The following is a 15171-nucleotide window of genomic DNA, read 5'->3' on the forward strand; positions in this document are numbered from 1 at the left end:
TACTTGGATTTAATCAGGCCTGTTCCACCAATTCTTTCAATTTTCCAAATAATTCATCTGCTATCTTTGTTGGGTCTTCTGAACTCTTGAGTTTGAGCTGCATCTCTTCTGCAAAGTCCCAAAGGAGTTCAATACATTCCCTGTACCTCTCACAAGACCCACATTCACCTTCGTGTTCATACCAGACTTGCATTCCGTGTTTTGCCGAAACAAAGATTATTGCATTGGCTTTGAAAGGTATCGATTTCCCGAAGAGTATCCCTTTCTTTGAGTCAAGTTTTTCAACTTCGATCCTGTTTGCACTGGCCATTTCAAGCAGGGTTTCCTCAATGCGTTTATCCATACTGAGAAGGGCTCGCGAGACTGCCTGCCTGGAGACCCCAAAACGCTTTGCGATATTGATATTCGGGAGCCCGTTTCGGCGCAGAACCCAGAATTCAAACTGTTTTTCACCTGCCGGTATGAACATATGTAAACATCTGAACGTTGACTATATATAACTTTCTTTCTCAGTAACTTTTTTGAGTATCTTTAATGAAAATTTTTGCCAGATGGGGAAATCCTGAAGTTTTGTTAAGAATAGTTTGAAGATCTGGCCATAAGACATATATGGGATAATGTTAAAATTTAGTTACAAATATAACTATATATTGAATAGTATAAAAGTCAAATTAGATTATAGGGTCATATAAATTAGAAGCTGAGGATTTATGGAGGTATTGATATGCTAAAGAGAATTGTTCATAAAAAAATTTAGAAATCCTGCTTCTTTCGGAAGATTCCCGAAAACTGGCGCAGACTCTCTCCAATGTTAAACTCTATAAAAATCCTACAGGTTCTGGAAATTAAAGATTGTCAGCAGGTGAGATTGTAGAAAAGCCCGGTTTGGGGTTAAGTACTCTCAAATACAATCTTGATTCTTTGTTGGATGCAGATATGATATGAGTTTCTGAGGTAAAATGGAGTCAGAGGGGCAGAAAAATAAAGATCGATGAACCTATTGAAAAAATAATGATCTCGTCCCTGGATGCAGGAATGGCTGCAAGAAGGAAATCCTTAGCATCTTTCGTAAAAATTGTCAAGAAAACTTTTTCATAGACAGAGACAAATGTTTTTTAGAAAAGTTTGAAAACTGATATTATCTTCTCAAACCGCAGAAGTGACAAAATGCGGCGTTTTCCAATCTGTTCAAAATATGTAGGGATGATGATATCTGAGTTTTTAGAACTGATTCACTTTATATTGCTAGTAAATGGAATAAAAGAAAAGAACTAAGTTTAAAGAGGGATGAATGTTGACTAGAATATCAAGTTCTCTCGTTATCGGGATATTTGTAGTAGTTATTGTAGGATCCATACTTTTTTATTCCTATTCTGTAGGTCAGCTCCTCTGGGGTATTATAGCTGCGGGAATGATTATTCTGATTGCAGGTATACTATTTTTTTTGCCGCTTATTACAGATCCTTTGAACTCATCCGGTTACAGGGGAAATGAGAAATCCGAATCTTTTGGCGTTGAATCTACATGTCTAGGCGATTCCATAGTTTATGAAAGACCATTTTTCTTCATCGGCGTGCCTTTCATTATAATTGCTCTCGGAGGTATATTTTCTAAACACGAGAGTATATTTTCCATAGCATATGAGAATGGAACAACATTAGTTCTGTATCCTGGAGTCTGTTTTGTTTCAAAAGACGACAAAATTAGCATTAGGGGTAAATGGCACAGGGGAAAAAAGCTCGGAATACATGGAAATGTCGTTGTTGCAGACAGGATTGAAAATTTGAGTTCTGGGCTTGTCTTCAGTCGTGAATGACTTACACGGCAATTGTTCTATCAGGATTCTAGTGTTTCGATTCCAAAGTAAATTCATAAAACTTGACTTTTTAATAGATCCGTAAATCACGAATTTATATAGAAAACAAGGAATTAATAGTGGAATCGAAGCACTAATGTCATGGTAATTTAATTATTGAGCATAATCTTTGATAGCTTTTTATTAACATATGGCGATTCAGAGTTAACATGTGACCAATAACTAAATTTTCAAGACACTAGTCTATTATAATTCATGGTTTTTCATTTAGTTTTGAGTTTTTTGTCCAAGCTTGTAATTTTCCTTAGAATAGTTTTAATGGAATATTGCTTGCAAGCAAGTATCCCTATTGTTGTGGGATGATATTTTGAGATTTCAGGGCTATATACTTACAAGCAAGCAGTATCCTATTTCCTATATAATAGTATATATAACTTTCCAGTGTACTGTTGATATTAATCTCCCAAAAAGTAAACCTGCCTGGATTAAGTTAAAAAAGATTAGAAAAAAGAAAGTAAATAGCTCTTTTCTAAGTTAAAAGAGAGTAGTCCTGATAAAGAAACTCAGGACCCAACTAGTTGTTCAAAATTTCTTTTAAATTACTGATTAAAGATGTTCTTATAAACCAAGCACATCGTCCATGGAATAAATTCCTGGTTTTTGCTTGCAGACCCATTCGGCTGCACGGACTGCACCTTTGGCAAAGATCTGGCGGGAGTGAGCCATGTGCTTGATCTCAATTCTTTCAGAATTTCCTGCAAAAAGGACAATATGGTCGCCTGTGATATCTCCAGCGCGGACTCCATGAATTCCAATTTCTTTTCCGCGTGGGGCAATACCTTCCCTACCATAGACATATTCCTTTCCACCGACAGCCTCACTAATAATGTCGGCTGCCCTAAGGGCGGTTCCGCTTGGGGCATCTTTTTTCTGATTATGGTGAGCTTCAATAATCTCGATATCATAATCTGCAAGATATTTTGCAGCTTCCCTGATAATCTTGAAAAAGACGTTAACGCCTACTGAGTAGTTAGGGGAAATGACGGCACTGACCTGACCTTCCTGAATGGCTTCGTCAATCACTGCTCGCTGCTCAGGAGTCAGCCCTGTGGTTCCGATTATTAGATTTACCCCGGCTCTGGCTGCTATTGGAGCGTTAACTACGGTTGCGCCTGCTGCAGTGAAGTCAATAAGGACATCAGCCTTGCTTTCTTTCAGGACAGTTTCAAGGTCTTTTACGTCCGAGATCCGGACTCCAAGGTTCCCTACGTGAGCAAATTCTCCTGCGTCCCTTCCGAAATAGTTGATATCAAAAGCAGCAACAAGCTGCATATCCGCAGAGTTGATAACATTCTCCACAATTAAAGAGCCCATCCTGCCGCAGGCTCCGAGTACTGCTACGTTAATCATTCTATAACCCCCAATTTCCTGAGTTCATCTGCAACCTTCTGAGTATTTGTCTCACTAAGGGGAGCGAGTGGAAGCCTCAGGTTCCCGCTTGCCAAGCCTGCAAGTTCTGCAGCTTTTTTAACCGGGATCGGGTTCGTTTCCAGAAAAAGGGAGCGAATCAGAGGGGCAATTTCAAAATGAATCTTCCTTGCAGTTTCGTAGTCTCCGGCAAGGGCTGCATTTACCATTCTGGACATTCTGTCAGGCACTATATTTGCGGCGACAGAAATGACTCCCCGGCCTCCTACAGAAAGAATAGGAAGAGTCAAATTATCCTCACCTGAAATAACCACGAAGTCTTCATCTATGGTATTTTCCAGAATCTGGGAAACTTTACCGATATTCCCACTGGCTTCTTTAATTCCCACGATATTTTCAACTTTTGCAAGTTCGACAATGACTTCTAGTGGCATATCCTGTCCTGTACGGGAAGGGATATTATACATAACCATAGGAACATCGACTGCTTCTGCAATTTTCTTAAAATGCGCAAGCAGACCTGCAGGATTTGGCTTGTTATAATAGGGAGAAATCAGAAGTACGCCATCGACACCCGCATCTGCAGCGTGTTTTGTAAACTGGAGAGCTTCTCCTGTATTATTTGAACCTGTTCCTGCAATTACAGGAACCTTTGAACATTCCACTGCAATATCTATGACTTCTTCATGCTCACTTGCGGAAAGAGTCGCGGATTCTCCAGTAGTACCACAAGGCACAATCCCTGAAACTCCTCCCTTTTCAACAAATTCAATATTCCTTTGTAAGCCTTCCCTGTCAATCCTGTCATCCTTCGTAAAAGGAGTTATCAGGGCAGGCATTGTTCCTTCAAACATTTTAGATATCCCCACCTGTGTCCAGAAGTAACTCTTCTGCTCAGTATACTTTCATGCGTGCAACTTTTCTTGTAACGTAACCTGCAACCCTGTTCCTTATAACTTTGCTTTCAATTGTCGTATACTTTGTCACAAGAGCCTTGTTAGTTTCAAAGTCTTTTGTAAAGACATCCCTGTGGTTCTCAAGCAGTTGGAATGCTATTCTTTTTATGTTTGTCTGTCTTATATTTCCCATCGTATCTCCTCTTAGTTTTTGCTGCTTTTAGTCCAGTTATTCAATTCTACTTCTAGTTTATCTCACATGTTTTCCTGTGAATTATGGTTAACGTGAAGCCCGAGGTAGAAAATAGTTGTTTGATATCTATTTTTCGTCTCTGGAATTGATAGGTTTAGCGAAAACTGGATACAATAATTTGATTGATAATGATTTTGTCGACTAATAAGGTCACTTGAGATTTATAAATTTTGGGGTCGACACTCTGGTCAAACCTGTGAGGCCTATCATTCCTTTTCTCAATTAATTGGTATGTAATTAGATGCTGACAATTCTCCTTTAAATATATACTTTTTGCAGCATCAATGCAGCAGCTATAGTTAGATTCTGGGTACAGTCTTGTTATGTGACATTGGATATATCCTACATTAAATATGTTCTGTGCCTTTATGTGGTATTTGGATATATCCTAGCACTTAAATATCCTGTACATTTATGTATTATCTCTTATCTCCTCTTTACATAGTCTGTTTTACCAAGAAAACGGTCAAGAGTTCCTGCGTTAGTAAAAACACGTTCTCTTATCCCTTTACGATTAATAAAGAGTCCTATTAATACGAAAAGCAGTCCAAGATCCGGTTTTGCTTCGACAGCAATTGCTCCTATCAAAACCACGGAAGAAGCTGCAAGTCCCTTCATGGCTCCTTTTCTGTAAGAACGGTAACCTGTTCTTTTAAAAATCCGGATATCCCGAAGAGTCAGGAAAAGAACTACAAAATAAGCAAACATTGCAATTTCTAGATACATTCTTTTCTCCATCTTCTGTTTTTAATTTTGCCTCCCTACTCCTTTACCGGGTTGAAAATATAAGTCTGATTTCTTTTTGGTCTTTTATCCCGGTTAGATTTTATATCTGATTATTTTTCAGTAAGCAGGCGAAGATTGATCAGCATACCAGTGTAAGCAAATAGATATACAAATTAAGTTTGTTACATAATATAAAACCAGCAGGTTTTGGATCTGCTGGTAATTTTGAGTTGTAAAGATAACTAGGAGAATATAATTTATTAGGTATTATTTAGACTTATTTTATCACTAGACTTTACAGCATATTCAGATTGAGTAGTCCGCTTAGGAATAAAAGTCCGAGAAAAAGCGGTTGATGAATGAAGTATATGAGCAGAGAATGTTGCCCTGTTCTTGAAAACAGCCTGATAAGGGGATTTTTTTCAGTATAGGGAAGCTCAAACTGCCTTTTTCCGCCTGAGTACAGAAAATTACCCAGGAAAACTCCTGCTAGCAATACTCCAAACCAGGGAAATACAGGAAAGTAGTCAAGGGTACTAAAATTTTCAGGTGTAAAGCCTAGCCAGAGCAGGCTGGAAAAACCAAAAGTTATATTCTTGATGTGAAGCCCTATAAGGCCGAAAAACAGGCTAAAAAAGAGATTTTCTTTCCCATATCTCAGGAAAGGATAGACGAGTATTGCCGAAACCCCAAAAAAATGCAGGATTCCAAAGACAATATATTCTTCAGGTAAAAAGATCCAGGTTATACCTGTGAGCAAAAGCCCCATTAGGTAGAGTTTTATTCCTCTTTTCAGGTACTTGGAAAAATTTTCTGATATATTTCCGGCAGACTCTTTGTTAAGAGCTCTTGAATGGCTTATAGAAAGGGCAACTCCTGAGATCAGTATAAAAAGTAAAGCTGAGAATCTGCCTGCATATAAGATAAAGCCGGATCTGATCTGAACATCCACAAGCTTGAAAAAGTCCAGGTCATAAAGATAATGATAAAAGAGCATCAAGAGAACAGCAAGTCCTCGCAGACAATCAATCTCCCAGAAGCGGTCTGCATATATGGCCATAAATATTTCTCCGGAGCGCATCAAATTCTATTCATAAAGAATGGCTGTCTTCTTTTATAAATATATATTTATAATTTCTGGTTCTTTCAGGAGAAGGCGGAAGGTTTCTTACTCTTTAGTCTCTTACTCTTTAGTCTCTTACTCTTTTTATGTAGTGGCAATAAAAGCTCGATCCCGTAAGAAATTCCGATCAGCATGTCTGCTCTGCCAGATGACTTCTCTTACAACAGGAAAAAGGTAATCCATATAAGCAAATGGCTGCTTAAATAGTAAGGGCTGAGGGTCTAACTCATTTCTATTAAGAATTAAGATTGCTTCTATTAGATTGCTTCTATTAAGATTGCTTCTATTAAGATCGAATATGTCAACTTTCATGGACTTCTTCAAACCAACTTTTACAGTGCCTTACATTAATCCAACTATGGACCCTGCATGTGGGATTATCCCAAACAAGAACACATTTATTGAACCATGAATCATTACTACAAGGGGAAGACTTCGGGTTCTATAAAATAGGTATCCTAAAAAACCTCCTAAAAAGAAGGTATATACCATTTCGTAAGGAGTGCCGTAAGTAGAATGCATTATCCCAAAAAGGAGGCTTGAAAGAAAAATTCCCCAGGCTGGTCCCAGGAATTCTTCCAGTCTTGTCTGGAGAATTGACCTGAAGATAAGTTCTTCTATAAGCCCTACAATAAAAACCATTATAATAATGAGTATCAGCAGGTTTGTCAATGAGAGATCTGGTATAAGTTCTCTGGCTCCTATCATTATATATTCTACCTGTCCAAAAGCCAGACCTGCAAGGATAGATAGAGGAAAGTAGATCCAAATCTTCCTTAGAGTATCTTTTTTTCTCTCATATATCACCTTCTGATGCACAGTAGCAAGAGTTATAGGAAGTGCCATGGGTGCATAGATAAATATGAATGAATAAAGATTTCTCTCAAAAAAAACTGGCATTGAAAAATTCACCAATCTGAAAATTGTCAGAAGCAAGAGAGCCTGGTAGAGTTTCCGTATCTCAGTCTTTTTTAGAACTGCTATTGAATATGAAAGCGAGAGCAGAAGTATGGTATAAGCTATTGAAGCTTCTCTTAATCTTCCTCCGAAAATCAACAATTCGATAAGAGTAATTGCAGCTACAGGGATTCCTGCATAAATTATCTTTTTCAAAAATCGGTTTTTTTCTTCAGTTTGCATTTTAAGCATTTTCCCGAGCTCCGGCAGAGAGGCTTTTCCCGCTTCCAGCTCTGAAGATATAAAATCCGAGATTGCCATCTTCAAGCCTCCTCAGTAACATTAATCCAGAGATGGAGGTTCCGGTAAGGTGTGGTTTTCTCAGATTCATTAAAGAGCAGAAACTCTAGTTTCATATTCTTTCCTTCAAGAGGTGGCGTAAAAGTAACTGGTTTTTCCCAGGACATATTATGCTCAAGGCTTATCTGTTTCTTACTTTCCAAGAGCAACCTGTTTTCGAGCCTTACATCTATTGTATAATCCATTGGCCTGTACTCATGATTTATGACCCCTACAATGACGGTTCCTTTTTCTCCCGGTACAAACTCCGTAGGATAGTCTCCGATCGTACTGTTGTTTCCAAGAATATAAAATTCGGTAAAGTGCTCTCCCTCTTTAGAGTTTCCTATAATGTAGACAAGGCTCCCCATAGAAGCCAGAATAGAAAGGGCAAGGATAAACGCAATAACCTTATCAGTTTTCGATTCGGGCTTTTCAAAAACTCTGGCTTTCATGCTAAGGTAACATCTTTTGAATGAAACTCCAAAGACTTCGGTTTCAGGCAGCAATCCCCTTCTGTAATGAGCAACTGCACATATCAGGAGAGTAAAAATTGAAAATTCTGTCAGTAGAGGAATCTCCCTGATCCCCCAGCTGGAATAGTTCAGTCCAAGTCCCAGTAACGGGGCGATTGAAATACTCAGTCCGAAGGAAATTGCAGTTCTCTCAATTCCGTCAAGATCTTTTTTTGCCGGGAAGAGAGCTACAGTGAGCGCATAGCCCGGCAAGAAAAGTACCAGAATAATGCCCAGGTACGTGCGCAGGAAACTGTCGCTAAGTACAGGTACGAGTATAAAGATGTTAGTAATAAGCACAAAACCTACAACAAGCAGCAGGTCCATGGAAAGTTGTCTATTTCCGGCCATTTTACCACTAAGAGAATTATTTTATACTGTGTTCTTTTAGAATTTATATCTATGCAAGCTTTCCACCCGATTACTCAGTGAATTTTAATTATAAGTTACTGTTATTATTTCAGATGATCCTTTCAGGTAGTTTGTAGGAAAACAAGGGAAAACATGCCTTTCCGTTGGAATTTAATTTTTGCTGGTATTGTTCTCTATATATGAAATCTAGTTTTGAGGATAATTGTACTTCTTTCTCAGGCTCAATTTTCTGAAAAATACTTCAGTTCCCAAATTTTTTAGGCTCCCCCTTATTAATAAGGTCTCTTTGTATGAAAAATTTTATCTCTTTTGAAGGATGTTTTTCTTCTTTTGAAGGAGACCTTTTCCAGCCTATGCTATTTTTGCACACTTCAGGAATGTTTCAACTTTATCTTATAAACCTCTGGGCGCGCACAGAAAATTTTATGTTGTATTTTTCCCTTTCTGCAAGCATGAAAGTGCTGGTTACTGGAGGAGCAGGTTTCATAGGCTCCCACATAGCTGAATATTTTGCAGAAGCAGGACACACTGTCAGGATTTTGGATAATCTTGCCACGGGTTTTCTCAGAAATATTCCACAGAATAAAAACATTGAGTTTATTAAGGGAGATATCTGTGACTTACCCTCAGTCGAAAAAGCGGTTTCGGGCATGGATTATGTCTTTCACGAAGCTGCCCTTGTATCCGTACCTTTAAGCTGTGAAAAACCTTCTGAAGCTTTCCAGACTAACACGCTTGGAACCCTTAATGTACTGCAAGCCTGCGTTAAAGCCGAAGTCGACAAATTTGTGACAGCGTCTTCAGCTGCGATCTATGGAAATAACCCGATTTTTCCAAAAAGAGAGGAGATGTATCCTGAACCGACTTCTCCTTATGCCATTTCTAAACTTGATGTAGAATATCTGGCAAGGATGTTTTATGAGGACCATGGACTTCGTACCACTTGCCTGCGTTATTTCAATGTCTTCGGCCCTCGCCAGGACCCAAAATCCCCATATGCAGCCGTTATTCCGATTTTTCTTGAGAGAGCGAGACTGGGAAAGGACCTTGTTATTTATGGAGATGGACTTCAGAGTCGAGATTTTGTTCATGTTAAAGATGTAGTCAGGGCAAACGCCTCAGCTCTTGAGCATGGAGATGGTCAGGTTTTTAACGTGGCTATGGGAAAAAGCGTGACAGTTCTGGAACTTGCCGAAAATATTATTAAGTTAACTGGCTCTTCTAGCAGGATTGTACATGCCGCTTCAAGGGCAGGTGATGTTCGGGACTCAAAAGCCGATGTCTCAAAAATCTCAGACTGGTGGGAAGGAGAGATCGAGCTACAGGAGGGATTAAAAACCCTGATTTAATAGATTGTAAGAGCGGTCTACTTTTTAAGATAAAAACGAAAGTTACGATCAGTTAAACAACAGCTTTCTCATTGACTCAAGGCATTTTCTTGCCCCGAGTAAAGATCCAAGCTGAGTTTTTCAGCATACCATATATGATTTCTATATAATTGAAGCTAAATCTTCTTGAAAAAGGTTCAATCTGGATGACTGAATTATAATATCAAATTCTTTAACTGGAGAGCTCTTAAACTGCAGGGATGCAGCTTAAAGACTGTACTATAATCTACTAGCCTGGTAATTTAAGAGCTTTCTTAAACTGTCTTTCCTGCCTGATATTTAAGTTTTCAGTTGTTTTGGTGCACTCACATTTACCCATAGATGAAGGTCTCTATAAGGTACACTTTTCTCAGTGTCATTAAAGAGCAGGAACTGAAGCTTCAGATTCTTTCCCTCAACAGGAGGCATAATAGTAACGGGTTCTTCCCAGGTCTCATTATGGGCAAGATTGATATGCTTCACATTTTCCGGAAGGAACAGTGATTTATTATCAAGTGTTACTTCCATTGTGTAATTTACAGGCCTGTATTCATGGTTTACAACTCCAACTATTACGGTTCCACTTTGCCCGAGCGTGTAATTTGTAGTATAATTATCTGCTTTTCCTTCAGGTCCAAGAAGATAGAACTCTGTGAAATGTTCTCCTTCTTTTGGGCTCACAACCACATAAGCTAGGGTTACTATGGACAGGAGAATGGAAATTATCAGAAAACCCGTGAGAGCTCTATCTAGCCTTGACTCTGAGGTTTCCATGATCTCGGATTTGAGCGAAAGTGCTGCTGCTTTGAAAGAGATATTAAAAGCCTCACTTTCTGGGAGACTTGCTCGTCTAAGGTATGCAAGCCCACACATAATAAAGGTAAAAGCGGACAGACTTATGAGAATTGGTAGAGTCCTGATTCCCCATGGAGTATAATTAAGACCAAGGCCTATTAATGGCACAACTGCAATACTCAGTCCGAATGAAAGAGCGACCCGTTCGATCCCATCAAGATCAGATCTTGCAGGAAAAAGAGCTGCAATCAGAGCATACCCTGGCAGAAATAGCACAAGAGGCAATCCAAGTATATTCCGGAACATTGTTTCATTTATTCCAGGAGTGAGCACGAAGATATCTGTTAGGAGCACGAGCCCCATAATAATAAACAGATCTGAGGAAATTTTTTTTACAGTCATGCAGATCATCCAGCTTATAATAAAAAATTACACTATTTTCAGTTCAATTAAGGCGAGTAAATATTTTTCTAATCCATTTTATTCTTTCGATCTAATTTTCCAAGATTTAAAATATTCAGATTTAAAATACTCAGATTTTTTCTCCGATTTTTGTGCCCATCTTTTCCGATCCATGCGCATTCTCTGTCATTGTACTACAAAGTGCTTTCGTCTTTATTTGCATCTTCTCTTTTATTTCTTTTCCTAAACTTTTTTTCTCAACCTCTCTGGCGGATACTTTTCTAATAGGGCAACTTAATTATTTTACATAGAATTAGAACTTACGCAGTTGACCTGAAAAATCAACAGCATCAGATATTTAACTGTCTAAACCATGAATTTAATCCACAGTCTTTGCCATAATTAATTTTGTTCCTCAACTGTGTAAGTCCTAATAGAATATTTTTGATGCTGCTTCACTTTTTAATGGCTTTCTTTTCCTCCAGCGAAAAAAACTCTGTAATTTATTTTATCTTTTATGATGTTCTTTATTTCTTATTTCTCAATATTAAAAATTGCGGCCAGTGGTGAGCAGGAATAATATAGTTTTGAAACTTGAAATATTTATAAATAAATTTTCAAGAAGATCAATAAGTTTGCGGGACTGAAATCTTAAAGGTCTGAGCTTCCTTACTATTGATTCTCAAGCTTATTTTTTCATATATTTATCTATATTTTTAGACATTATCAGTTAATCTCGATTTTCAATAGTCGATATTTCAATTGTCCAATTTTATATCTGTACTGACATAGGGTCGCAGAATACTGATACCCATTACTTATTATTTTTTTAAAGTAGATCTGTCAATAAATTTATATATGTATTTTTGCAGATTTCAATTTAAAAAACTAATCTTGTTATAATGTTTAAAAGATCTAATCTCTTCCCAGATTTAACAACTTATAGAATCTTTATAAATAAATTTATTCTAGATGTATATATAGCTATACAAAGGGGGTTATCAAGAATGAGTGATCAGCTACTTATAGAAAGTGGCATAGGGCATATAATAAATAAAAAAAATAAATGTACTGTAAGCAGAGCCTCTAAAAATGTCACAGTTGTCCTTTCTGCCTATAATGAAGAAACGTCTATAGGAAGCATTATACTTCTCACCCGGCTCTATGCTGATAAGGTGATTGTGGTAGATGATGCCAGTTCAGATCAAACAGCAGAGATAGCAAAAAAAGCTGGGGCTGAAGTAGTTATAAACAGGACCAATAGGGGCAAAGGTGCGTCTTTAGAAACAGGATTTAAAGCTGCAGTCCATCTCGGCGCTGATATAATTGTGACAATGGACTCAAGAGGTCGCCATAACCCTGAAAACATTCCCAGGCTCATTGACCCTATAATAACAGGAGGTGCAGATGTGGTCAATGGTACTCAAGATTTAAACAGTGTGAGCAGAAACACTCCTGTTTACCGCCGCGTTGGGCAAACGATTCTGGGCAGATTCGCCAATAAAAAATCTGACAAAACTAGAGGTTCTCAGATTACTTTTCGCGCCTTTACAGCCCCTAAAAAAGATATCATCCACTTCGACATCCAGGACCTGTCAATAGAAAGCGAGACGCTTGCAGATGCGAGCAAATCTGACCTTCGCATAAAAGAAGTCGAAGTAGATTCCCATTATAACTTTGAAGACCCGGTACAAACTCCAGTCAAGTATGTTCGTGGAATCCTGAGAACTGTAACCAGGGATATAGAGGCCAATAAGCCACTATACTTCTATGCAGTGCCAGGTTTTGCCCTTGCAACATGCGGTTTTTGCATGGGGTTGAAATTTCTTGAAGCCTCTGCCTTTGGAATAGAAAGTCTTCATTTCCGGTATGTACTTGTAATGATTTTTCTATCTATTTCCGGAGTATATATGACAGTGAAAGGAATCGTAAGGCATTCCCTAGTAGAAGTGGCCCAAACTGAGGCTACATAATACGTATACACAATTACTCAAGATCATACTATGGGAAAATCATCAAATAGAACATGTTAAAATGAAAAATAAAATACGTAAGACGCTTTAACGGTGCGAGAAATAAACAGGTCAGTTCTCTTTTAGTCCGCTTGAACAAGCTTTCTCGGGGTTTTCTTAGTTGGAGCCTGACTTTAAGTTTTCAGATATTATTGTTTGAAAGAATTCCTCAATTTTTGAATTCTCCAATTATCCTTTTCATCTGTGCATCGCTTTTCAAGATATACAGATAGTAAAAACAGACAATTACACCGGAAAAGATAACAAGCAATATCTGGTTTATTTCTATAATTTTAAGGGCAATAATGATAGTTCCTGCAGGAATGAAGAGAAGAAAATTAGAAAATACTATTTTCAGGACGCTCGAAGTCTTTACTCCGGCATAGGACATCATCTTTAGGCAAAGGTAACCGTATACCGCAATACCTGACAGTGAAAAAAGAATAAGTGCCATACGTGCATTTCCTAGCAAGCCTCCAATTGTAAGTGAGAGGAAGCGTGTTATCAGGTTGAAAAAATTATAATGAAAACCGAAGTGATATTTTTCGACTACTACGTATATAGCAGTTAATGGAGAGGAGATAAACCATACAAAAGCCCACAGACTAAGAATCTGGGCGTAGATACCTGCTTCTGCCCAGGCTTTTCCGAAAATAATAGTAAAGACGTCCCCGCCGACAATTGTCAGGATAAGTATCGGGAACATACCTATAACCACAAGCATTCTGAACACATTCTCAACAAGAGAAGGAAGAGTGCCCTCGGTGAATGCTCTTGAGGCTCTCTGGAAGAATACCTGTGAAATCGAACCTCCAATGAAACTCATTGGCAGCTGCAGAAGGCGAAAGCCTAGTGAATAAAAACCTACAACTGCAGGTGTGAAGAAAGCCGAAAGAAGAAAAGCAGGAAGCTGCCAAGAGACTGAGTTCATGAGGGCACCCCATGTATCTACAAACGAAAACTTGCGGTACTTCTTAAACCCTTCATAGATTTTTTTCCAGCTCAGGTTTTTAACAATTAATTTTCTATCATCTCTCCATATCTGTCCTCCAAGCACAAATGTTGCAATAGACTGACCAGTAAGGCTTCCAACTATTAACCCTCCTGCAATCTTTTCTGTAAACCCCAGACTTATCTGTGTAGCGGTACTCGAAAACGAACTGAAAACTCTTGAAAGTGAAAGCCTTTTAAAAAGTTTTGTTCTTGTATTCCAGCTATTCAGTGCAAGAAATAACCCGTTTACAAAAATAAAAGGAGGTACAAGCCAGAGATAGTCTCCTATCTGCTGAGAATTTAGAATATTAACTATTGGCTCTTTAAAGTACCATATGGCTGGAAAGGTTAAACCGGTCACTAACAGCACTGCTAGAAAACTCAGCCCCAACAGGTTTACAGCCTCTTCACTCGATTCAGGTAGCATTATGGAATATTCGTATCTCATGCAGGCAATAACGCTGATAATGCTGGTGATCGAAAGGTACAGAGCCCAAACTCCAAAATCATCAGGCCCATAGAGGCGAGTCAATACAGGAGCAGCTAAAATTGTAAGGATTTGAGCAAAGGTTGTTCCGCCTGCAAGTGTGAGCACATCAGTAACGAAACTTTCCTTCTTACTTTTATCAGACCGTTTCTCTGCTGCATCTGCTGTTATTTCATCCATTTCCGGTACCTTAAAAGAAGTTTCCGTTATAACTGAACTCAATTTAGTCCTGTATTTTCAAGCTGTTTTTCCCTTTGAAAAGGAAATTATAGGGTATGATATTCTCAAGCTGATGCTGAATATTATACTTTTTTCCCTCTAAGCCCCCTTATAAATAAACACCTTGAAATAAATCTGTCGGTTTCTTTAGTCTACATAACCGTTAACAATTGGAATCATATAATTTCTCCTGACTCTTCCTTTTCTCCTCCGTTGTCCTTAAAACTACTCTATCATATTTTCTATTTATGAGTTCTAATGGGATTCAAGTCATAATGAAAATTTTTAACGCGACTTAAATATAAATTTTTGAAGGAAGTGGGTTTCAAAAAAGATAGTAACCACTTTATCTATATTAAATTCATTCAAAATTGAAAAAAGTTATTAATCATACCTGTCTTCGGCGTCGATTAATATTATTTTGATTTGTTAAGATAATTAGTGCGAATTTGATAATGTTAATTTGAGGGTATGAATTTGATAATGTTAATTTGAGGGTATGAATTTGAGGGTATGAATTTGAGTGTATGA

13 protein-coding genes are annotated in these 15171 nt (G+C 38.1%); 3 read left to right on the plus strand and 10 right to left on the minus strand.

Features of this window, described 5'->3' with window-relative positions; translation table 11 throughout:
- Positions 1–13: 13 nt before the first annotated feature.
- Complete coding sequence (locus tag A9239_RS14920) at positions 14–469, minus strand: hypothetical protein (protein WP_048156561.1); 456 nt, start codon at positions 467–469, stop codon at positions 14–16.
- Between the two features lie 822 nt (positions 470–1291).
- Here A9239_RS14920 and A9239_RS14925 point away from each other — a divergent pair.
- Positions 1292–1816: a hypothetical protein gene (locus tag A9239_RS14925; RefSeq protein ID WP_230668974.1), complete on the plus strand. Its 525-nt coding sequence runs from the start codon at positions 1292–1294 to the stop codon at positions 1814–1816.
- A gap of 618 nt (positions 1817–2434) precedes the next feature.
- Here A9239_RS14925 and dapB read toward each other — a convergent pair.
- The 7 genes from dapB to A9239_RS14965 form a co-directional block, all read right to left on the minus strand.
- Entirely contained in the window at positions 2435–3226 is a 792-nt protein-coding gene (gene dapB / locus A9239_RS14930) for a 4-hydroxy-tetrahydrodipicolinate reductase (RefSeq protein ID WP_048156565.1), read from the minus strand.
- The gene (dapA, locus tag A9239_RS14935) at positions 3223–4098 is read right to left on the minus strand and encodes a 4-hydroxy-tetrahydrodipicolinate synthase (protein WP_048156568.1); all 876 of its coding nucleotides are present in this window, start codon (positions 4096–4098) and stop codon (positions 3223–3225) included. Before dapA ends, dapB begins: the two co-directional genes overlap by 4 nt.
- A gap of 40 nt (positions 4099–4138) precedes the next feature.
- On the minus strand, positions 4139–4333 hold the full coding sequence (locus A9239_RS14940; RefSeq protein WP_011306165.1) for a 30S ribosomal protein S17e: 195 nt from the start codon (positions 4331–4333) through the stop codon (positions 4139–4141).
- A gap of 486 nt (positions 4334–4819) precedes the next feature.
- Complete coding sequence (locus A9239_RS14945) at positions 4820–5119, minus strand: hypothetical protein (protein ID WP_048123644.1); 300 nt, start codon at positions 5117–5119, stop codon at positions 4820–4822.
- A gap of 295 nt (positions 5120–5414) precedes the next feature.
- Positions 5415–6179 (minus strand): heparan-alpha-glucosaminide N-acetyltransferase, encoded by a 765-nt coding sequence (locus tag A9239_RS14950; protein ID WP_048156572.1) that lies wholly within the window; start codon positions 6177–6179, stop codon positions 5415–5417.
- A gap of 405 nt (positions 6180–6584) precedes the next feature.
- Positions 6585–7460: a CPBP family intramembrane glutamic endopeptidase gene (locus A9239_RS14960; protein WP_048122453.1), complete on the minus strand. Its 876-nt coding sequence runs from the start codon at positions 7458–7460 to the stop codon at positions 6585–6587.
- A 2-nt stretch (positions 7461–7462) separates the two neighbouring features.
- Positions 7463–8344, minus strand: coding sequence for a DUF1616 domain-containing protein (locus A9239_RS14965; RefSeq protein WP_048122459.1), 882 nt, complete (start codon positions 8342–8344; stop codon positions 7463–7465).
- A 311-nt stretch (positions 8345–8655) separates the two neighbouring features.
- Here A9239_RS14965 and A9239_RS14970 point away from each other — a divergent pair, with 311 nt between their 5' ends.
- Positions 8656–9714 (plus strand): NAD-dependent epimerase/dehydratase family protein, encoded by a 1059-nt coding sequence (locus A9239_RS14970; RefSeq protein ID WP_230668976.1) that lies wholly within the window; start codon positions 8656–8658, stop codon positions 9712–9714.
- A 318-nt stretch (positions 9715–10032) separates the two neighbouring features.
- Here the strand turns inward: A9239_RS14970 and A9239_RS14975 are convergent, their stop codons facing one another.
- A complete protein-coding gene (locus A9239_RS14975) occupies positions 10033–10929 on the minus strand; it encodes a DUF1616 domain-containing protein (protein ID WP_048122461.1) in 897 nt (298 codons plus the stop codon).
- Positions 10930–11936: 1007 nt separating this feature from the next.
- Between A9239_RS14975 and A9239_RS14980 the strand changes: the two genes are divergently transcribed.
- The gene (locus A9239_RS14980; RefSeq protein ID WP_048122463.1) at positions 11937–12902 is read left to right on the plus strand and encodes a glycosyltransferase family 2 protein; all 966 of its coding nucleotides are present in this window, start codon (positions 11937–11939) and stop codon (positions 12900–12902) included.
- Between the two features lie 208 nt (positions 12903–13110).
- Here A9239_RS14980 and A9239_RS14985 read toward each other — a convergent pair whose 3' ends face one another.
- Positions 13111–14601, minus strand: coding sequence for a lipopolysaccharide biosynthesis protein (locus tag A9239_RS14985; protein ID WP_048122465.1), 1491 nt, complete (start codon positions 14599–14601; stop codon positions 13111–13113).
- Between the last annotated feature and the right edge of the window lie 570 nt (positions 14602–15171).

The organism is Methanosarcina sp. A14, assembly GCF_001729375.1.
GTDB classification, from domain to species: Archaea; Halobacteriota; Methanosarcinia; order Methanosarcinales; family Methanosarcinaceae; genus Methanosarcina; species Methanosarcina barkeri.

Excerpts from the sequence above, each read along its gene's own strand:
- A9239_RS14985 (WP_048122465.1), bottom strand. The coding sequence starts at position 14,601 with ATGGATGAAATAACAGCAGATGCAGCAGAGAAACGGTCTGATAAAAGT.
- A9239_RS14940 (WP_011306165.1), bottom strand. The coding sequence starts at position 4,333 with ATGGGAAATATAAGACAGACAAACATAAAAAGAATAGCATTCCAACTG.
- A9239_RS14975 (WP_048122461.1), bottom strand. The coding sequence starts at position 10,929 with ATGACTGTAAAAAAAATTTCCTCAGATCTGTTTATTATTATGGGGCTC.
- A9239_RS14960 (WP_048122453.1), bottom strand. The coding sequence starts at position 7,460 with ATGGCAATCTCGGATTTTATATCTTCAGAGCTGGAAGCGGGAAAAGCC.
- A9239_RS14950 (WP_048156572.1), bottom strand. The coding sequence starts at position 6,179 with ATGGCCATATATGCAGACCGCTTCTGGGAGATTGATTGTCTGCGAGGA.
- A9239_RS14925 (WP_230668974.1), top strand. The coding sequence starts at position 1,292 with ATGTTGACTAGAATATCAAGTTCTCTCGTTATCGGGATATTTGTAGTA.
- A9239_RS14980 (WP_048122463.1), top strand. The coding sequence starts at position 11,937 with ATGAGTGATCAGCTACTTATAGAAAGTGGCATAGGGCATATAATAAAT.
- dapB (WP_048156565.1), bottom strand. The coding sequence starts at position 3,226 with ATGATTAACGTAGCAGTACTCGGAGCCTGCGGCAGGATGGGCTCTTTA.
- A9239_RS14945 (WP_048123644.1), bottom strand. The coding sequence starts at position 5,119 with ATGTATCTAGAAATTGCAATGTTTGCTTATTTTGTAGTTCTTTTCCTG.
- A9239_RS14920 (WP_048156561.1), bottom strand. The coding sequence starts at position 469 with ATGTTCATACCGGCAGGTGAAAAACAGTTTGAATTCTGGGTTCTGCGC.
- A9239_RS14970 (WP_230668976.1), top strand. The coding sequence starts at position 8,656 with ATGAAAAATTTTATCTCTTTTGAAGGATGTTTTTCTTCTTTTGAAGGA.
- A9239_RS14965 (WP_048122459.1), bottom strand. The coding sequence starts at position 8,344 with ATGGCCGGAAATAGACAACTTTCCATGGACCTGCTGCTTGTTGTAGGT.
- dapA (WP_048156568.1), bottom strand. The coding sequence starts at position 4,098 with ATGTTTGAAGGAACAATGCCTGCCCTGATAACTCCTTTTACGAAGGAT.